Origin of the sequence: Stutzerimonas kunmingensis (assembly GCF_014764705.1) — a bacterium.
GTDB lineage: Bacteria > Pseudomonadota > Gammaproteobacteria > Pseudomonadales > Pseudomonadaceae > Stutzerimonas.
In genome coordinates this window covers 22,161-40,967 of the sequence record NZ_JACXXG010000035.1, presented here as the reverse complement: position 1 = coordinate 40,967, position 18,807 = coordinate 22,161, and the positions used below count along the sequence as shown (strand labels likewise).

Here is an 18,807-nt window from a genome sequence, read left to right as displayed (position 1 = left end):
CTGGCCACAACGCCCGCACTTAGGAAGAGAGCCGGCTTGAGGTTCAAGCTCAATGAGGAGGGTGTTATCGGTAGATGGGCGACAGGTAACGGCGTCGTAGCCTGGCCAGAAAGCGGCAAGATCAATAAGATGCACGGCGACAGCAGGGACAGGTGAAGGGTGTGTTTGGCGACTGCCAATTTACCTGCTTCCCTGACTGTCAACTCGCTCTTCCCCCAGACTCCGCGAAGAACCTTTTTTTTCGCCCGAGCTTCGCGCAATGGAGCAGCGGTCAGCCTTCCAGCGTCGCGTTCAGGCTGATGCGGGCGTTGAGTACCTTGGACACCGGGCAGCCTTCCTTCGCCTGATTGGCGATCTGCTGGAACTGCGCGTCATCCGCGCCTGGAATCCGCGCCTTTAGGGTGAGATCGATCGCCGTGATGCTGAAGCCTTCGCCATCCTTGTCGAGCGTGACCTCGGCGCGGGTGTCGATGCGTTCGGCGGTCAGCCCAGCCTGGCCCAGCATCATCGACAGGGCCATCGAGAAGCAGCCGGCATGGGCCGCGCCGATCAGCTCTTCCGGGTTGGTCCCCGGCGTGTCTTCGAAGCGAGTGTTGAAGCCGTAGGGATTGTCCTTCAGTGCACCGCTCTGAGTGCTGATGGTGCCCTTGCCGTCTTTCAGGCCGCCTTGCCAGACGGCGGAAGCGCTCTTCTTCATGAACTGACCTCAATGAGTGCGTGAATGGATTCAGCGTGCCGCTATTGAAGCTGTTCGGCGGCGAGGATCGCGCTGGCCAGCTCCATGTCGGTGGCCTTCAGCTGCGGCTGCTCGCTGCGCAGTTGCTGCAGCATGGCTTCCAGATACGGGCCGCGGATTTCGCCGTTGCTGGCCACAAAGCTGCCGGCATCCTCGCGAGCGGGTATCACCAGCTTGTCGTCCTTGAACGTCATGTAAGTGGACGCGGTGGTCGCACCCGAGGAGAGAATGTCGCGGACCAGGCCGTCGGCCATGGCACTGCCTACGGGCACCATGGCCAGGGTGAACGCTGCGAAAAGTGTCTTGCGCATGAGCGGAAACCTCCTTGCTATCGTTCTTCTGAGAGTGCGAGGCGCGAAGGAGAGTTCCGGTTGCCGCTAGTCACGCCCGTCGATCAGGCGCCGGATGCGCGCGGCGAGGATGTCGATGCTGAAGGGTTTGGCGAGGATATCCATGCCGGGGGCGAGGAAGTCGTTACGCATCTCGTCGTCCGGCACGTAGCCGGTGATGAACAGCACCTTCAGTTCGGGACGGTGCTGTCGCGCGCTTTCCACCAGCTGCCGCCCATTCAGGCCGGGCAGGCCGAAATCGGTGACCAGCAGGTCGAGGCGCTGATCGCCGTGCAGATAGGGTAGAGCGCCGTTCGCGTCGACCGCTTCCAGCACCTGATAGCCCAGCTCCTGCAGCACCTCCACGACGAGCATGCGCACGGCGGCTTCGTCCTCCACCACCAGCACGATCTCGCCGTTCGTCGCACTGGGCGTTTCGGTCGCTTGCGACGCGGAGGGCGGTAGCTCGTCCTGGGCTTCGTTGCGCGGCAGGTAGAGGATGATCTGTGTGCCTTCGCCCAGCGTGCTGTCGATGCGTACGTGGCCGCCGGTCTGCTTGGCGAAGCCGTAGACCATCGACAGGCCGAGGCCGGTGCCCTGGCCGATCGGCTTGGTGGTGAAGAAGGGGTCGAACGCCTTGGCAATGGTCTGCGCCGACATGCCGGAGCCGTTGTCGGTGACGCTCAGCACCACGTAGTCGCCCGGTTCCGGGGCGTCCGGCTGGCGCTGTTGAATCCGCACATTGCGCGTGTTCACCCCGAGACGCCCGCCGTTGGGCATGGCATCCCGGGCGTTGATCACCAGGTTGAGCAGGGCGTTCTCCAGCTGGTGGCCGTCGGTATAAGCAAGCCAGGCATCTGCCTGCAGCTCGACTTCCAGACGGATGTGCTCGCCCATGGTGCGACGCAGCATGTCCTCCATCGACACCACCAACAGGTTCACGTCGACCGGTTTGGGGTCCAGCGACTGGCGACGGGCAAAGGCCAGCAGGCGATGGGTCAGCGCCGCGGCACGGTTGGCCGAGGTGGTCGCGGCGTCGATGTAGCGGTCGAGATCGCCGGTATTGCCGCCGGCGACACGCCGCTGGATCAGGTCGAGCGCGCCGAGCACGCCGGTCAGCATGTTGTTGAAGTCGTGCGCAAGGCCGCCGGTGAGCTGCCCGATGGCTTCCATCTTCTGCGCGTGGCGCAGCGCTTCCTCGGCGCGCTCGCGCTCGGCCATCTCGATGTGCAGCCGGCTGTTAATCGCCGCCAGCTCGCGGGTACGTTCGGCGACCCGGCGCTCGAGGCTGTCGTTGAGTTCGCGCAGCGCCTCTTCGGCGGCAACCTGGGCAGTGACATCAGTATTGGTGCCGAACCAGTGGGTAACCTGGCCGAAGTCGTCGCGAATCGGCAGCGCGCGGGAGAGGAACCAGCGGTACTTGCCGTCCTTGCCGCGCAACGGAAAGGTTTCTTCCCAGATCGAGCCGATGGCAAAGGCGCGCTTCATCGAGGCGCTGACTCGCTCATGATGGTCCGGGTGGTTCACCGTGCGCCAGCCAAGGGCGCGCATGGCTTCGTCGGTGGTGCCGGTGTAGTCGTACCAGCGCTTGTTGTACCAGTAGATGTGGCCGCTGGGGTCGGCCATCCAGGCGAACTGGCTCATGTTGTCGGCGAGGGTGCGGAACTGCTCTTCGCTCTCCCGCAATGCGCGTTCGGCGCGCATGCGCTCATCGGCGGTCCAGGCGCGGTCGGCGACTTCGCGGATGAACGAGATGTCGTCGTCGAGCCAGCCGCGCGGCTGTTCTTCGAGCAGCATCATCACGGCGGAAATGCGGCCCTGCTCGAACAGCGGGACGCAGACGATGCTGCGGATCTGGCTTTCGGCAAAGTTCTCCGCATGGCTGGCGGTGCGGGCATCGTGCAGCACGTCCTCGATCACGACCAGTTCGTTTTCCTGCAGGTCATAGAAGAAATCGCCGTAATCGGCGAAATGCACCACTTCGCTGCTGCTGTCCGAACTGCCGTCGCTCCAGTAGCGCTCGATGGTGGCGCTCTGGCTCGGCGCATCGACACTGGCGAACAGCACTCGGGAAACACCGATGGTGCGGCCGATCACGCTCACCGCGGCATGCGCGATGGTCTGGCTGTCGTGCTGCTCGCGCAGCAGGTCGCCCAGTTCGATCAGCGCGGTCTGGCGCTGTTCGGCCTGCTGGCGATCCTTGATCTGCTCTTCGAGCATCTCGTTCATGCGCAGCATGCGTTCGGCAGCGTTGCGTTCGGCGGTGATGTTGCGTGCGGTACCGAGGATGCGCACCATGCCGCTGGAATCGACGAGCCGGCGGCCACGATTGGCGAGCCAGACGAACTCGCCGATGCGGGTATCGAAGATGCGGTAGTCGAGCTGGAACTCGCCGTCGCCACGTCCCGCAAGGGTATCGCCCAGCGCCTTGAGCAGCACGCTGCGGTCGTCCGGATGGATCCGCGCAAGAATCTCGTGCACACCCAGCCCCGGCTCATCCGGCGCCAGCCCGGCCATGGCCTTGAGTTGTGCGTCCCAGTGCAGCGAATGATGGCTGTCGCGGTATTCCCAGACGCCGATCGAGGCGATCTCGTTGGCGAGGCTGATGCGCTGCTCGGCTTCGCGCAGGGCCTTGCTGGCCCGCATGCGCTCGGCCGCGGCACGGATGCGCTCCAGCACCTCGCGCGCCAGGCCTATGTCATCCGGGCTCCACGGCAGCGGCTGGCTGCGGATGAACATGAGCAGCGCGGGCTGGGTGCCGGACTCGACACCTGGCAACTCGGTGAACAGGACCGAGCGGGCGGCCAGATGTTGCAGCAGCGAGTCACTGCCTGACGTGTCTTCCTCGAGCACGACCAGGTTTTCGTCTGGCAGGCGGTCGATGAAACCGGCAGCTTCCGCTTCCAGGCTATGGCGCCCTATCCGGCTCGGAGCATCCACAGCCAGCCATTCCTGTTTCACGGCCAGCGTGCCGTCCTTCACGGTCCCCCAGGCGATGCAGTCACAGTGCGTCAGCCGGGCCAGGCGCTGGTCGAGTACGCAGCAGACATCGACCCGCTCGCTGCAAGCCTGCAGGCAATCGCTCAGTTCGAGAAGAAAGGCCTGCAATGCCTGGTGCTGGGTGCGCTCACTGATGTCGCTGAAGGTGCAGATGGCGCCCTGCAGCTCGCCGTCGCGGTAGATCGGCGCGACCCGGTATTCCACCGGCAGGCTGCTGCCGTCGACGCGGAAGAACAGTTCGTGCTCGACGTGGCGTGGTTCGCCGGTCGTGGCGGTGTGCTGGATCGGGCAGTCCTGCACCGGGTAGGGGCTGCCGTCCGGATGGCTGTGATGGATCACATGGTGCAGCTGGCGGCCTAGCACTTCCTCGCGGCTGGTGAAGCCCAGCAGGTTGAGGAAGGCATCGTTGCACAGGGTGACCATGCCGCCGCGGTCGATGGAGTAGAAACCTTCGTTGGCCGAATCCAGCAACAGGCGGGTGAAGGCTTCGCTCTCCAGCCGCTGCATCTCCGAGCGCCGGCGGCTGTCGACGTCCTGGGCCACGCAGACCCAGTGCAGCAATTGTCCGTCGGCATCGTAGATCGGTGCGGCGCTGACCTGGAACCATCGCGGCTGGCCATCGATGTCGCGCAGGGGCAGTTCGAGCTTGAACGGTAGTTGGCGTTGCAGCGCGGCCTGCCATTGTTCGGCCGTACGCTGGCGATCGTTCGCGGAGACCGCGACAAGCCAGCCGTCGCCACGTGATTGCTGCTCGTCCAGGCCGGTGAATTCGCACCAGTAGCTGTTGCAATAGCTCAGGCTGCCATCGGCATCGCATTGCCAGACCACCTGTGGACTGAGGTCGACCAGCGTGCGGTAGCGCTCCTCCATTTCCCGGGCGAAGCTCTGCTGCAGCCGCGCTTCGGTCAAATCGCGGAGAATTTTGACGAAGCCCTGCGGCTTGCCGTCGTGCAAAAGCGGGGTAAGCACTCCACTGGCCCAGAAGCGGGAACCGTCCTTGCGCTGGTGCCAGCGTTCATCGATGGCGCTGCCTTTCTCGCTTGCCGTGCGCATTTCCTGCTCAGGGGCGTGTTGTGCGCAATCCTCTTCGGTGAAGATGCGGGCGAGTGGCTGGCCAATCATCTCTTTGGCAGTCCAGCCGAGCATGCGCTGCGCACCGCTGTTCCAGCTGGTGATGCACCCGCGCGGGTCGCTGGCGAGAATGGCGTAGTCCTGGGCGCTGTCGATGATCTGGCGGCTGCGCGCGTCTTCGCCGCGCAAACGCCGCAGTTCCAGCAGCGCCATGACCTGACGTGCCACTGCCTGCAGTTGCGCACCCTGACGCGGCGAGAGCTCGCGTGGCTGGCGGTCGCAGACGCACAGCGTACCCAGCGGCAGGCCATCGTCGTCGCGCAGGATAGCCGCGGCATAGAAGTGTGCGGGCTCGCCTGCGGCAAGACGTGGCATTTCCACGGGCGCGCTGAGCTCGCCGCTTTGCCTGGTGATTAGCGGCTCGGATTGCAGGATCGCGCGGGCACAGAGCGAGCGCGCGAGCGGAACGGGCTCGCGCTGGAGCGCGAAGGCGCCCTTGCAGTACTGGTATTGGTCATCGATGAAATGGATCGCCGCCGCCGGACAGGCACAGAGGTCCGCAGCCATGGCGGCAAGCTCATCCAGCTCCGCGTCGCACGAGGCGTCGAGCGCGGCATAACGAGCCAATGCGATCAGCCGTTCAGCTTCATTCCAGGTCGCTGTGAGGGCGCTGTGTTCGGCGTTCAAGGTGTCCTGCTCGGCTATCCATGGCACTGAGTAATTCAGACGGGTCTGTCAGTCGACCACCCTTCAGCGGCGGGTGTGTCGAGCGGTCAGCAAAAGACTACGCCGAGCCTGCTTGGTTCAGGCAGCAGGCGACGAAACTCCCGACGAACGGAACGCCGCGCGGGTGCCCGCACTGGGTCGTCAGCGTTGCGCTAACGCGCCGCGTCCAGCGCCCTGAGGAGCGCGGCATCGCGCTGGTAAATGTCCGGGCGATAGCGCAGCTGGCCGGTGTCGTCGACGGCCGCGGTCCAGTAGGCCATCAGGATCGGCGTGCGGCGCGTCAGGCGGTACTCGTGGGGCTTGCCGGTCTGCAGCAGTCTGGCAACAGTCTCGCGCTCGTCTTCGTCGAGTAGCAGATCGACCAGCTGCAGCGCCCCTTCGACGCGCACGCAGCCGGAGCTGAGGGCACGCTCGCTGAGATCGAACAGCGGCTTGCTCGGCGTATCGTGCAGGTACACCGAGAACGGGTTGGCGAAGCGGATTGCCACCTGTCCGAGCGGATTGGCCGGACCTGCCTCCTGGCGCAGCATGATGTTGCGCGGTGCATGCCAGTCGATGCTGGCCGGGTCCAGGTCGTTGCCCTGGGCATCGAGCACGCGCATCCCGTGACGCGCGAGGTAGCCGGCGTCCTTGCGGATCAACGGCAGCTTGTCCTGCTGCAGGATGGTCGGAGGTACGGTCCAGGTGGGGTTGAGCGTGAGTCGGGTGATCTGCGATTTCAGCGGCGGCGTCTGCCGCGCCTGGCGGCCGACCTGGGTACGCGTCTGCCAGAACGGGCAGCTGTCGCGATAGTAGATCAGCCGTGCGCCGGCGATATCCACCAGCAGCGATTGCGGCTCGAGGTCACGGCTGATCCAGCGCAGGCGCTCCAGATTGATACGCACCTGATCGAGACGGCTGGCCGGGCTGACGTTCAATGCAGCCAGAGTGCCGGCGCCGATCACGCCGTCGGTTTCCAGACCATGTCGCGTCTGAAAGCGGCGCACCGCCTCGAGCAGCTCGTCGTCGTAGCGCGGCTCCAGCGCCGCCGTACTGGCGGCGCCGGCGAGCAGTATTTCGCGCAGCAGCGGCACACGTTCATCGCTCATTCCGGGTCGCAGCGTCGTGCCGTCCGGCAATGGCCGCCAGGCGGGCAGCGGCGCCAGGCGCAACCGCGCATAGGCGGCGCGCAAGTCGCGGTACAGCGCAAGGGCCGGGCGGGCGCGCTCGAAGGCCTGCGGCAGATCGGTAAGGCCCTGCACGGCGATCTGCAGCAATTGCTGGCTATCGTCGCGCTCCGCGGCGTCGGGGCTGCGCCAGATCTGCTCGACATCGGCCTGGCGCAGGCGACCACGGGCCAGATGGTGCAGCGCTTCCAGATAGGCGTGGCTGGTGAGGATGTCAGCGCATTCGCGATGCAGCGGCGCGGTCGACGACTGATAGAGCTGCTCGCGTATGCGCGCCGGCTGATATTGCGCCGGGTCCAGACCGTCATCGGCCAGTTGCGCGAGCTGCTGCAGCAGGCCGTCGAGTGTCGCATAGGAATTCCACACCGGCTGGTGATGCACGGCTGCATAGAATGCCGACAGTCGCTGCAGCGCCTCTGGTTCCAGCCTGTCCGGCATCGCCGTGCAGCGCTCTGGCAGGCTCATCAGCGCGGTTTCGAGCGGCGTCGGCGACGCGACGAGCGGCTCTGCCGAGGCCGCGATCGGGGCGAGGCAGAGCCAGACGGCAAGACGAAATGCACATTTTTTGAACAATTTATCGCTCCAGGCCATTCCCGTGACTGCTAGACTGCGCGCCTGTAGGGCCGCCGTTCCGGTGTCTGCCGGCATTCTTTCGGGCCCATAAAAACATATCCTGCCGGGCATTGGGCGCACGTTCGTCCCGCCCGGCTTCGTTGCGCTGCTGCTGTGTTCGGCAGCGAGTATGCGGCGCCGGCCAGACAGGAAGTCGTCAGGCCGGGCCCGACGAGGTTGCTTGCTCGATGATGTCCATGCTTCGACGTGCCTGCCTGGCGGCGGGACTTTTCGTTCTCGCTTCGCCTGTCTGGGCGGCCGGTGCAACCTATCAGCCGATGGTCGACAGCCTGGCCCGATTGGCGCCAACGCTCGACCGCCAGGTTCTGACCCACGCCGTCGCGGCCATGCAATGCGCCGTCAACAACGGTGCAAGTGCTGCCCAGCGTCTGGCGGTGATCGATTTTTCGCTGCCTTCCAGCGAGCGACGGCTGTGGATCTTCGACCTGGAAAAGGAGGAGCTGTTGCTCGAGGACCTGGTCGCCCATGGCCAGAAGTCCGGCGACAACCACGCCACGCAGTTCTCCAATACGGTTGGCAGTCACCAGTCCAGCATCGGTCTGTTCCGCACCGCCGAAAGCTACAGCGGCAAGCATGGCTACTCGCTGCGCATGGACGGATTGGAGCCGGGTATCAATGACCGCGCCCGCGAGCGCGCCATCGTCATCCACCCGGCGGCTTACGTGAATCCTTCCTGGATCGCCACCCAGGGCCGCATCGGCCGCAGCCAGGGCTGCCCGGCGGTACGGCCTGAGGTGGCGCGGATGGTGGTCGATAGCCTCAAGGGCGGCCAGTTCATGTTCTCCTGGTACCCCGACCAGCAATGGCTGCAATCCTCGGCGTATCTCAACTGCAAGCCCAACCAGGTGGCGACCATTCTCGCTGCACGTTCGGGCGGCTGATGCAGCATTCGGATCGTCGCAAGGGTCGGCGTCATCGGCGCGACTGCGGGCACTGACGCAGGTGCGGTCCGAGCTGGCGTAGGGTGGATCGCGCTTCACCGATCCACCGGGCGGAGTTGTGGTGGATGTAAAAAGCGACATCCACCCTACAAACGCCTCTAGCCTCCGGCTATTTCTGCTCGCTCTGCGGCGTCACCCGCAGCACTTCTTCCACGGTGGTGAGGCCGGCGGCGATCTTCTGGGCGCCTGAGAGGCGCAGGCTGCGCATGCCATCCTTGAAGGCCTGGCGGCGCAGGGCGACGATGTCGGTGTCGGCGGTGATCAGCGGCTTGATCGCGTCGTTCAGCAGCATGATCTCGTAGACCCCGGCGCGACCGCGGAAACCAGTGTCGCGGCATTCCAGGCAGCCTACCGCCCGTTGCGCGGTGGTCGGCAGCGGGGCGTTCCAGGGTTTGGTCAATGCGCTCCAGTCGTCTGCATCCAGCTGCATCGGCGCCTTGCAGTGCGGGCACAGCGTGCGCACCAGACGCTGGGCCATGACGCCGAGCAGTGTGGCCTTGAGCAGGTAGTGCGGCACGCCCAGTTCCAGCAAGCGGGTGATCGCGCTGGGCGCGTCGTTGGTGTGCAGGGTGGAGAGCACCAGGTGGCCGGTCAGTGCGGCCTGGATGGCCATCTCGGCGGTTTCCAGGTCGCGGATCTCGCCGACCATGATGATGTCTGGGTCCTGACGCATCAGCGCGCGCACGCCGCTGGCGAAGGTCAGATCGATGTTGTGCTGCACCTGCATCTGGTTGAAGGCGCCCTCAATCATCTCGATCGGGTCCTCGATGGTGCAGACGTTCACCTCGGGCGTCGCCAGCTGCTTGAGCGTGGTGTAGAGCGTGGTGGTCTTGCCCGAGCCGGTCGGCCCGGTGACGAGGATGATGCCGTTGGGCTGGCCGGTCATGCTCTGCCAGCGGCGCAGGTCGTCAGCGGAAAAGCCCAGCTGGTCGAAGCCCTTGAGCAGCACTTCGGGGTCGAAGATACGCATCACCATCTTCTCGCCGAATGCCGTTGGCAGCGTCGACAGGCGCAGCTCGACTTCGCCGCCTTCCGGCGTCTTGGTCTTGACCCGGCCATCCTGCGGTTTGCGCTTCTCGGCGACGTTCATCCGGCCGAGAGACTTTAGTCGGCTGACCACCGCCATCGTCACCTGTGGCGGAAACTGATAGACGTTGTGCAGCACGCCGTCGATGCGAAAGCGTACCGAGCCCTGCTCGCGACGCGGCTCGATGTGGATATCGCTGGCGCGTTGCTGGAAGGCGTACTGGAACAGCCAGTCGACGATGTTGACGATGTGCGAGTCGTTGGCGTCCGGTTCCTGATCGCTGGCGCCGAGGTTGAGCAGCTGCTCGAAATTGCCGACGCCGCTGATTTTCTGATCGGTACCACTGGCGCCGCTGACCGACTTGGCCAGGCGGTAGAACTCGACGGTGAAGCGCTGAATGTCGCTCGGGTTGGCCACCACGCGCTTGATCGGGCGCTTGAGCACGTGGGTCAGGTTGGCTTCCCAGCCGTGCACGAAGGGCTGGCTGCTGGCGATGGTGACGGCGCTGCTGTCCACCGCCACTGCGAGAATGCTGTGGCGCTGGGCGAAGGCATAGGACATCAGTGGGGTGACGGCGGCGACGTCGATCTTCAGCGGGTCGATGCGCAGATACGGCTGACCGGCGCGTTCCGCCAGCCAGACGGTCAGTGTTTCCAGATCGAGCTTCTTGCCCGGCCGCTGCAGATCATCAAGCTGCTGCGCGGCGAGGAATTCCAGCGGATGCTGCTGGTTGGCCACCGCGCTGCGGCGGACCGTCAGGCATTGTTCGGCGCTGTCCTGCGCGACCCGCCCCTGGGCGACCAACTCGCGCAACAGATCGGCGAGATCGAGAGGGCGGTCCTGGGAGGGCGAGTTCAGCACGGACATGGGATTCCTTCGACGCAGCGGCGGGAAAAGCCAAGCTTGCCGCTAAAGCCCCGGCGTTGTCTGCCGCCGGGGTTCAACTTTGAGCAGCTTGCGCCGTCTGGGGCGTTATTTCTCCAGCTGCTTCCAGGCCTTGAGCGTCCAGACCAGGTGCGCCTGCTCGACGCGCATTTCCAGCGCTTGCTCGTCGATGGGCTGGCGAGCCAGCTCATGCAGCTTGGCCAGCTCGCCGTACAGTCGATCGACTTCCGGCAACTCCAGCACGCTGCGGGCCAGATGCAGCCAGACCAGCAGGCGCTCCATGCGCGGGCTCTGTTCGGCGAGGTCTTCGGGTTGTTGCTGGTAGCGCGGCAGTTGCAGGGCCTTGGCTTCTTCCGCCAGCAGATGCAGCAGCCACTTGCCCAGCTCGGCAGCGCCCTGGCGATCGCCGCGCGCATTGCGGCCTTCGGTCCAGCTGCGCTGCAGCAGCCAGAGCGAGGCTTTCAGCGACAGCAGGCCCCAGCGGGTCTGGCCCAGTTCCTCGGCGAACTGCACTGGTGCGGCCTTGCGCACGCCTTCATCGTCCTGGCCGGCTTCGACCCGTGGGCGCCAGTCCTGGATCAGCGCGTCGAGCAGTTCACGCAGCTCACGACTGCTGGTGCGCGGGGCGGCCTGGCCGAGGCTGCCGAGCAGGGCGCGCAGCTCGATCAGCTGCTGCAGCCAGTCACTCAGCAGTTTCCAGCGGCCATTGAAGCGGTACTGCTCAGCCAGACGCTGGCTGTTGCCCAGCAGCTGCCAGCCGAGGGCTACCACCGCGTCGTCCAGCGGCATCGTAGCGTCGAGTGCCGGCGCCGGCAGCTGCAGGTTGTAGCCATCGGCGTCATGCAGGCGATAGCCGCGCTCGGCCTTGCTGATGTCGCAGGGCATCAGCGGCAGGTCGGCGGCCAGCTCGGCCGCCAATTCCAGCAGCGCTTCCGGATCGCCCTGGCGCAGCTCGAGCTCCAGCTCGCAGATTTCCTCGGACTGCTTGCCGGCCTTGACCTGGCCCAGATCCAGCGCCGCCTCGATCACCACCTTGGTCTTGCCGCGGCCCCAGGCAATTTCGGCTTTCTCGCGCACGAAGTCGGTGGTGAAGATCGGCTTGAGACTTTTCTTGTCCAGCTCGGCGAGGCTGGCCGGCCAGCAGTCGTCGCCAAGCTTCTTGGTGTCGAGCTTGGCCTTGTCCAGATACCAGTCCCACTCGTTGCGCTCGGAAAGCCCGGCGACGCTCTGGCCGCGGCTTTTCAGGGTCTGGATAAACTGCTCGCCGTCGCGGCGCAGGCGCAGCGCGACGCGGGCCTGGGCGAGGTCGCGCTCGGCGGTGTCGTAATACTGGTTGAACAGCTCATGGCGCGACCAGCCACTCTTGTTGCGCTTCTTCAGCAGCGGATGATCGCGCAGGGCGAGCAGGGTTTCGCGGCTGGCGCGTAGCTTGATTTCGGTTTCTTTCTGCATGGTGCCGACTGGGTGCCTATGATGTGTGGATGTTGCAGCCTGATGACGCACGGTAGCAGGCGTGATGGCCTGTCCGTATACTTGCCGCCTCTTTCAAGCCGGGGCCATACCCTATGCCAGTCAATCCTTTCGTCAGCTTGTTCGGACGTTCGCCAATCGGCCCGATGCAACAGCATATGGCCAAGTCGCACGAATGTGCAGCGAACCTGGTGCCGCTATTCCAGGCGGTCATGGCCGAAGACTGGGAGAAGGTCGAGCAGATTCAGCAGCAGATGTCGCAGCTGGAAAACGAAGCCGACAAGCTCAAGAAGAGCGTTCGCCAGCACCTGCCCAAGAGCCTGTTCCTGCCGGTGCCGCGCTCCGATCTGCTGGACCTGCTGAGTGTACAGGACAAGATCGCCAACCGCGCCAAGGACATCGCCGGCCTGATGCTGGGTCGCTGCATGACCATCCCGCAGGCACTGCAGCCGCAGATGCTCGCCTACGTGCAACGCACCGTGGATGCCAGCGCCCAGGCGCTGAAAGCGCTGAAGGAACTGGATTCGCTGCTGGAAACCGGCTTCAGCGGCCGCGAAGCCACTCTCGTCGAGAAGATGGTCGAAGAGCTCGAGGAAATCGAGCGGGAAACCGACCGCATGCAGATCACGGTTCGCCGTGCGCTGTTCCACCTGGAAAAGGATTTGCCAGCAGTCGACGTGATCTTTCTCTACAAGATCATCGAATGGATCGGTGATGTAGCCGACCGCGCCGAGCGCGTCGGTAACCGTCTGGAACAACTGCTGGCGCGCTGAGGCGCCAGCATCCTTTCTGGGTTCAACAGGTAATTCCTTATGTCTCTTATTGCGGATTACGGCTTCGTACTCCTGATCCTTGCCTGCGCATTCGGTTTCTTCATGGCCTGGGGCGTGGGCGCCAATGACGTGGCCAATGCCATGGGTACTTCGGTCGGTTCTCGGGCGCTGACCATCAAGCAGGCCATCATCGTGGCCATGATCTTCGAGTTCTGCGGCGCCTATCTGGCCGGCGGCGAAGTCACCGAGACGATCAAGAACGGCATCGTCGACGCGGAGGTGATTTCCCCTGACCTGATGGTGCTGGGGATGATGTCGGCGCTATTGGCCGCCGGCACCTGGCTGATGATCGCGACGATGAAAGGCTGGCCGGTTTCCACCACGCATTCGATTATCGGCGCGGTGATTGGCTTCGCCGCGGTGGGTGTGTCCACCGATGCGGTGCATTGGGACGCCATCGGTCCGATCGTCGCCAGCTGGGTGTTCACCCCGATGCTGTCCGGCATCGTCGCCTTCGGCCTATTCATGAGCGTGCAGAAGCTGATCATCAATACCGATCATCCGTTCGAGAACGCCAAGCGCTTCGTGCCGCTGTACATGTTCCTGACCGGCTTCATGGTCGCGCTGATGACGGTCACCAAGGGCCTCAAGCATGTCGGTCTGACCCTCAGCAGCGGCCAGGGCATCCTGCTGGCCTTCGGCATCGGCCTGCTGGTGATGCTCGCGGGTATCGCGCTGCTCTCGCGGATCAAGGTCGACGTCGAGGCCGACAAGACCTTTCACTTCGCCAGCGTGGAAAAGGTGTTCGCCGTCCTGATGATCTTCACCGCCTGCTCGATGGCCTTCGCCCATGGCGCCAACGATGTCGCCAACGCGGTTGGTCCGCTGGCCGCCATCGTCGGTGTGATCGAGTCCGGCGGCGCCGCCGACATCGCGGCCAAGTCTGCCGTGCCGGGCTGGGTGTTGCTGCTTGGTGCGATAGGTATCGTCATCGGTCTGGCCACCTACGGCTACAAGGTGATCGCCACCATCGGCAAGGAAATCACCGAGCTGACGCCAAGCCGCGGTTTTGCCGCCGAACTGGCTACCGCGACAACCGTGGTCGGCGCATCGGCCATCGGCCTGCCGGTCTCCACGACTCACACGCTGGTCGGAGCGGTTCTCGGGATCGGTATCGCGCGCGGTATCGGTGCGCTGAACCTGGGTGTCGTGGGCTCGATCTTCATGTCCTGGCTGATCACCCTGCCGGCCGGTGCGTTCCTGGCGATCGTCTTCTTCACCGTGCTCAAGTTCATCTTCCTCTAAGGCAGTGAACGATGTTTGCGCCCCGCCTCGGCGGGGCGTTTTCGTTTGCGGGTCCCTTCGTGGCGCGTTTCATGCTTCACTGCAGGCTCGTTCCGATTGCATCACGGAGGTAGCCGGTGCCCATTCCATCATTCAAGGAGCAGTTCGCTGCGCTCCTCGCGGCACCCTCGGTCAGCTGTACGCAGCCGGGCTGGGATCAGAGCAATCGTCCCGTGATCGAGTTGCTCGCGGCCTGGCTCGGTGAGCTGGGATTCACCTGCGAAACGCCGGAAGTAGCGCCGGGGAAATTCAACCTGCTCGCCAGCTATGGCAGTGGTCCCGGCGGGCTGGTGCTGGCCGGGCACAGCGATACCGTGCCGTTCGATGCCGCGCTGTGGCAGTCCGATCCACTGAAGCTGCGCGAGGCCGATGACCGCTGGTACGGCCTCGGCAGCTGCGACATGAAAGGCTTCTTTGCCCTGATCATCGAGGCGGTTCGGCCGCTGCTGGAGCAGCCGTTCCGCCGCCCATTGCTGATTCTCGCCACCTGCGATGAAGAGAGTTCGATGTCCGGCGCCCGTGCCCTGGCCGAAGCCGGTCGCCCGCTCGGGCGTGCTGCGGTGATCGGCGAGCCCACCGGCCTGCGCCCGGTACGCCTGCACAAGGGCATCATGATGGAGCGCATCGACATCCTCGGACAGAGCGGGCATTCGTCGAACCCGGCCTATGGTCACAGCGCGCTGGAAGCCATGCACGGCGTGATCGGCGAGATGATGACGCTGCGCCGCCAGTGGCAGGGCGAATACGACAACCCGCTGTTCGACGTGCCCAAGCCGACGCTCAACTTCGGCTGCATCCATGGCGGCGACAACCCCAACCGCATCTGCGGGCAATGTTCGCTGGAGTTCGATCTGCGCCCGCTACCGGGCATGGACCCGCAGCAGCTGCGGACGATCATCCGCCAGCGCCTGCAGCCGCTGGCCGAGCAGCACCAGGTGAAAATCGACCTGGCGCCGCTGTTCCCCGCGGTGCCAGCCTTCGAGCAGGCGGCGGAAAGCGAGCTGGTACGGCTGGCCGAGCGCCTCACCGGGCACCAGGCCGAGGCGGTGGCGTTTGCCACCGAAGCGCCTTATCTTCAGCAGCTCGGCTGCGAAACGCTGGTGCTGGGGCCCGGCGACATCGCCTGCGCGCACCAACCCGACGAATACCTGCAGCTCGAGCGCATCGAACCGACCGTGCAGCTGCTGCGTCGGATGATCGAGCACTACTGCCTGCAGCCGCAGACCGCCGCGAACTGACTCCAATACAGACGAATAGAACCCGCCACGAAGGCTTTTACATGCACGACTACGTCACCTGGCTTCGCGACTCCTCGCCCTATATCAACTCGCACCGTGACCGCACCTTCGTCGTCATGCTGCCGGGCGACGGCCTGGAGCACGCCAACTTCGCCAACATCGTCCACGACCTGGTGCTGCTGCACAGCCTTGGTGTACGCCTGGTGCTGGTATTCGGCTCGCGTCCGCAGATCGAGGCGCGCCTGGCCGCCCGTGGCATCGAACCGCGCTTCCATCGCGATCTGCGCGTCACCGACGCGCCGACCATGGAGTGCGTGATCGACGCGGTTGGCCAGTTGCGCATCGCCCTCGAGGCACGGCTGTCGATGGATATGGCGGCGTCGCCGATGCAGGGCGCGCGACTGCGTGTGGCCGGTGGCAACTTCGTCACCGCGCGGCCGATCGGCGTGCTCGATGGCGTCGATCTGCATCACACCGGCGAAGTACGCCGTATCGACCGCAAGGGCATCGGCCGGCTGCTGGACGAGCGCACCATCGTGTTGCTGTCGCCGCTGGGATATTCGCCGACTGGCGAGATCTTCAACCTGGCCTGCGAGGATGTCGCCACGCGTGCGGCCATCGATCTGCAGGCCGACAAGCTGGTGCTCTACGGCGCCGAGCCGGGCTTGCTCGACGAAAGCGGCAAGCTGGTGCGCGAGCTGCGTCCGCAGCAGATTCCGGCCTATGTCGAACGCCTCGGCAGCCAATACCAGGCCGAGCTGCTCGACGCCGCCGCGCAGGCCTGCCGCGGCGGCGTGCGGCGCAGTCATGTGGTCAGCTACGCCGACGACGGTGCCCTGCTCAACGAGCTGTTCACCCGCGATGGCGGCGGCACGCTGGTAACCCAGGAGCAGTTCGAGCAGTTGCGCGAGGCGACCATCGAGGATGTTGGCGGGCTGATCGATCTGATCACGCCGCTGGAGGAGCAGGGCATCCTGGTGCGGCGCTCGCGCGAGGTGCTGGAGCGCGAGGTCGAGCAGTTCAGCATCGTCGAGCGTGACGGCCTGATCATCGCCTGTGCGGCGCTTTATCCGATTGCCGACTCGGATGCCGGCGAGCTCGCCTGCCTGGCGGTCAATCCGGAATACCGCCACGGCGGTCGCGGCGATGAGCTGCTCGAACGCATCGAGGAGCGTGCCCGGGCGCTGGGGCTGAAGAAGTTGATCGTGCTCACCACACGCACCGCGCACTGGTTCCAGGAGCGCGGCTTCGAGCCGATCAGCGTCGACCGTCTGCCGGCCGCGCGGGCTTCGTTGTACAACTTTCAGCGTAATTCGAAGATCTTCGAGAAACCGCTCTGAAGTGTGCCGGCGGGCGTTGCGCCCGCCGTTTGTTTAGAGACTAAGACCGCGCTGGTACTCGACGACGAAGCTGTCGAAATCCAGCTCGTCCGTCGCTTCCATCTCCGCCTGGCGCTCCAGCGACTGATGCGCGGCGGATTCGAACTGATCCAGCTCGCTTGCACTCGGTGCCTGGCTGCGGAAGTAGTCGGCGTGGGCCAGGGTCTGGCGCATGGCGAACTGGCTGAAGCTCTCACCGCTGCGGCGCAGCTCGTCAAGTACGCGTGCGGACGGCGTCAGGCTGCTGTCGGCGACCTTGGCGCGCTGCTCGGCGAGCGCCTCGGCGTGCCGGGAGTCAGCATGGCTGCAGTCGAGGAGGCCGGCAACCTGGCCGATCTCGTCAAGCAACTGGTTGGCCCAGTCACTGAGCATGACGTTCTCGCCACAACGCTGCAGCTCGAGTCCCGGCCGCCGGCCTTCCTTGACCACCCTGAGGAAGTTATCGGTGGCCGCGCTGCATTCGCCGTCGGCCAGGCAGGGGCTCTCGTCCAGCGCACAGAACAGCAGGAAGGCGTCGAGGAAGCGCGCTTCGTTGAGGTCGATCCCCAGCGGCAGGAAGGGGTTGATGTCCAGGCAGCGCACTTCGATGTACTGGATGCCGCGCGCGCGCAGCGCTTGCAACGGTCGTTCGCCGGTGGCGGTGACGCGCTTCGGGCGGATGTTCGAGTAGTACTCGTTTTCGATCTGCAGCACGTTGGTGTTGAGCTGCTGCCAGTTGCCGGCGGCATCCTTGATGCCCATCGCCTCGTAGGGGGCATACGGCGTGGAGACGGCGCGGAACAGGCTCTCGGTGTAGCTCGCCAGGTCGTCGTAGCAGGGCGTCAATCCGGCCTGGGCATTGTTCTGGTAGCCCAGATCGCTCATGCGCAGGCTGGTGGCGTACGGCAGGTACAGGGTGTCAGCGTCGAGCGCCTCGAGCTGATGCGGGCGCCCGCGCAGGAAGCCAGCGTCCAGCGCCGGTGAGGCGCCGAACAGGTACATCAGCAGCCAGCTGTAACGACGGAAGTTGCGGATCACGCCGATGTAGCGCGTCGAGCGGTAGTCCTGGGCCGAGCGGGTATCGCCATCATCGGCCTGCAGTACCGGCCACAGCGCCTCGGGCAGCGAGAAGTTGTAGTGGATGCCGGCGATGCACTGCATGGTCTTGCCGTAGCGCAGGGCCAGGCCCTGGCGATAGACGTGCTTGAGCCGGCCGATGTTGGAGCTGCCGTATTCGGCGATCGGGATGTCCGCTTCGCTCGGCAGCGGACAGGGCATCGACGGGCTCCACAGGTATTCATCACCGAGCTTGGCGTAGGTGAAGCGATGGATCGCCTCCAGCTCGGCCAGGGTATTGCGAGGGTCCTGGTCAGTGCAGGTGATGAACTCCAGCAGCGCCTCGGAATAATCGGTGGTGATCTGCGGGTGGGTCAGCGCCGAGCCCAGCGCAATGGGGTGCGGCGTCATGGCCAGATGGCCGTGGGCATCGACGCGCAGGCATTCGCGCTCGATCCCGTGCAGGCATTGACTGAGCAGCGGCAGATGGGACGGCTCGGCCAGCAATGCCAGGCGGTGGGTGAGAAGAGCGCTCAACTTGTGGATTCCTTCACGCGACAGTCGGCCCAATATGGGGGTGGAAATGCCGCTTCACAAGAGGCAGCGTTGCTTCGACCACAGGTCAGTCGTGCCGACTCCGCCGGCGGCTGGTGGCACAGGCCGTTAGAGGCAGGCGAAGGTTGCCTGGGCCTTGGCGATCAGTTTCTCGCCCTGATGGACCTCGGCTTCCAGCACCTGGGTCCGCCGGCCGCCGTGCACCACCCAGGCGCGGCAACGCAGCTCGCCGTCGCTCACCGGGCGGATGTAGTTGACCTTGCATTCGAGCGTGACGCTGTTCGGCGAGCCATCGCCCAGGCTGTGGCTGGCCTGGCCCATGGCGGTGTCGATCAGCGAGAACAGCGCGCCGCCGTGCAGCTTGCCGTGCAGGTTGCGCAGGCCGTCGTGCATGCTCAGGCCGAGCACCGCCTCGCCGTTGCCGACCTGGTGAATCTCCAGGCCGAGCAGGCGGCCGAAGGCGCTGGAGCTGCCCACCGCCTCGACTTGAATGCTCATG

At 65.1% G+C, this 18,807-nt stretch carries 13 protein-coding genes and 1 pseudogene; 5 read left to right on the top strand and 9 right to left on the bottom strand.

The annotated features are described in order from the left end of the window. The 5 genes and pseudogenes from IEG05_RS23690 to IEG05_RS19565 all read right to left on the bottom strand — a co-directional run. Positions 1-135 (bottom strand): annotated as a pseudogene (locus IEG05_RS23690) (ISL3 family transposase); the annotation flags it as partial. A 136-nt stretch (positions 136-271) separates the two neighbouring features. Continuing rightward, positions 272-697: an OsmC family protein gene (locus IEG05_RS19580; protein ID WP_014821989.1), complete on the bottom strand. Its 426-nt coding sequence runs from the start codon at positions 695-697 to the stop codon at positions 272-274. Between the two features lie 41 nt (positions 698-738). Next, positions 739-1,047, bottom strand: a complete 309-nt coding sequence (locus IEG05_RS19575; RefSeq protein ID WP_046620792.1) for a DUF2388 domain-containing protein — start codon at positions 1,045-1,047, stop codon at positions 739-741. Between the two features lie 66 nt (positions 1,048-1,113). Then, a complete protein-coding gene (locus tag IEG05_RS19570; protein WP_046620793.1) occupies positions 1,114-5,823 on the bottom strand; it encodes a PAS domain S-box protein in 4,710 nt (1,569 codons plus the stop codon). 191 nt (positions 5,824-6,014) lie between these two features. Further along, positions 6,015-7,601: a L,D-transpeptidase family protein gene (locus IEG05_RS19565; RefSeq protein WP_473774397.1), complete on the bottom strand. Its 1,587-nt coding sequence runs from the start codon at positions 7,599-7,601 to the stop codon at positions 6,015-6,017. A gap of 227 nt (positions 7,602-7,828) precedes the next feature. Here IEG05_RS19565 and IEG05_RS19560 point away from each other — a divergent pair, with 227 nt between their 5' ends. Then, positions 7,829-8,542, top strand: a complete 714-nt coding sequence (locus IEG05_RS19560) for a murein L,D-transpeptidase catalytic domain family protein (RefSeq protein WP_046620797.1) — start codon at positions 7,829-7,831, stop codon at positions 8,540-8,542. Between the two features lie 169 nt (positions 8,543-8,711). Here IEG05_RS19560 and tfpB read toward each other — a convergent pair whose 3' ends face one another. Both tfpB and IEG05_RS19550 read right to left on the bottom strand, forming a co-directional pair. After that, positions 8,712-10,496, bottom strand: a complete 1,785-nt coding sequence (gene tfpB, locus IEG05_RS19555; protein WP_042923064.1) for a type IV pilus assembly ATPase TfpB — start codon at positions 10,494-10,496, stop codon at positions 8,712-8,714. Between the two features lie 105 nt (positions 10,497-10,601). After that, positions 10,602-11,966 carry a CYTH domain-containing protein gene (locus IEG05_RS19550; RefSeq protein WP_046620798.1) on the bottom strand — a complete coding sequence of 455 codons (1,365 nt, stop codon included), beginning with the start codon at positions 11,964-11,966 and terminating at the stop codon, positions 10,602-10,604. Between the two features lie 113 nt (positions 11,967-12,079). On the opposite strand from IEG05_RS19550, the gene IEG05_RS19545 reads away from it, so the two are divergent. From IEG05_RS19545 to argA, 4 genes are all read left to right on the top strand, one after another. Then, positions 12,080-12,757, top strand: coding sequence for a TIGR00153 family protein (locus IEG05_RS19545; protein ID WP_031298440.1), 678 nt, complete (start codon positions 12,080-12,082; stop codon positions 12,755-12,757). Positions 12,758-12,796: 39 nt separating this feature from the next. After that, entirely contained in the window at positions 12,797-14,062 is a 1,266-nt protein-coding gene (locus IEG05_RS19540; protein WP_191122566.1) for an inorganic phosphate transporter, read from the top strand. A 116-nt stretch (positions 14,063-14,178) separates the two neighbouring features. Then, entirely contained in the window at positions 14,179-15,339 is a 1,161-nt protein-coding gene (argE, locus tag IEG05_RS19535) for an acetylornithine deacetylase (RefSeq protein WP_046620801.1), read from the top strand. 41 nt (positions 15,340-15,380) lie between these two features. Then, positions 15,381-16,679 carry an amino-acid N-acetyltransferase gene (gene argA / locus IEG05_RS19530; protein WP_023447042.1) on the top strand — a complete coding sequence of 433 codons (1,299 nt, stop codon included), beginning with the start codon at positions 15,381-15,383 and terminating at the stop codon, positions 16,677-16,679. Between the two features lie 33 nt (positions 16,680-16,712). Here argA and gshA read toward each other — a convergent pair whose 3' ends face one another. Further along, positions 16,713-18,290, bottom strand: coding sequence for a glutamate--cysteine ligase (gene gshA, locus IEG05_RS19525; protein ID WP_191122565.1), 1,578 nt, complete (start codon positions 18,288-18,290; stop codon positions 16,713-16,715). Between the two features lie 126 nt (positions 18,291-18,416). After that, positions 18,417-18,806: a PaaI family thioesterase gene (locus IEG05_RS19520; RefSeq protein WP_191122564.1), complete on the bottom strand. Its 390-nt coding sequence runs from the start codon at positions 18,804-18,806 to the stop codon at positions 18,417-18,419. Between the last annotated feature and the right edge of the window lies 1 nt (position 18,807).

Bases quoted from the DNA above. Each gene is read 5' to 3' on its own strand.
- IEG05_RS19580 (WP_014821989.1), bottom strand. From the start codon at position 697: ATGAAGAAGAGCGCTTCCGCCGTCTGGCAAGGCGGCCTGAAAGACGGC.
- IEG05_RS19575 (WP_046620792.1), bottom strand. From the start codon at position 1,047: ATGCGCAAGACACTTTTCGCAGCGTTCACCCTGGCCATGGTGCCCGTA.
- IEG05_RS19560 (WP_046620797.1), top strand. From the start codon at position 7,829: ATGATGTCCATGCTTCGACGTGCCTGCCTGGCGGCGGGACTTTTCGTT.
- tfpB (WP_042923064.1), bottom strand. From the start codon at position 10,496: ATGTCCGTGCTGAACTCGCCCTCCCAGGACCGCCCTCTCGATCTCGCC.
- IEG05_RS19550 (WP_046620798.1), bottom strand. From the start codon at position 11,966: ATGCAGAAAGAAACCGAAATCAAGCTACGCGCCAGCCGCGAAACCCTG.
- IEG05_RS19545 (WP_031298440.1), top strand. From the start codon at position 12,080: ATGCCAGTCAATCCTTTCGTCAGCTTGTTCGGACGTTCGCCAATCGGC.
- IEG05_RS19540 (WP_191122566.1), top strand. From the start codon at position 12,797: ATGTCTCTTATTGCGGATTACGGCTTCGTACTCCTGATCCTTGCCTGC.
- argA (WP_023447042.1), top strand. From the start codon at position 15,381: ATGCACGACTACGTCACCTGGCTTCGCGACTCCTCGCCCTATATCAAC.
- IEG05_RS19520 (WP_191122564.1), bottom strand. From the start codon at position 18,806: ATGAGCATTCAAGTCGAGGCGGTGGGCAGCTCCAGCGCCTTCGGCCGC.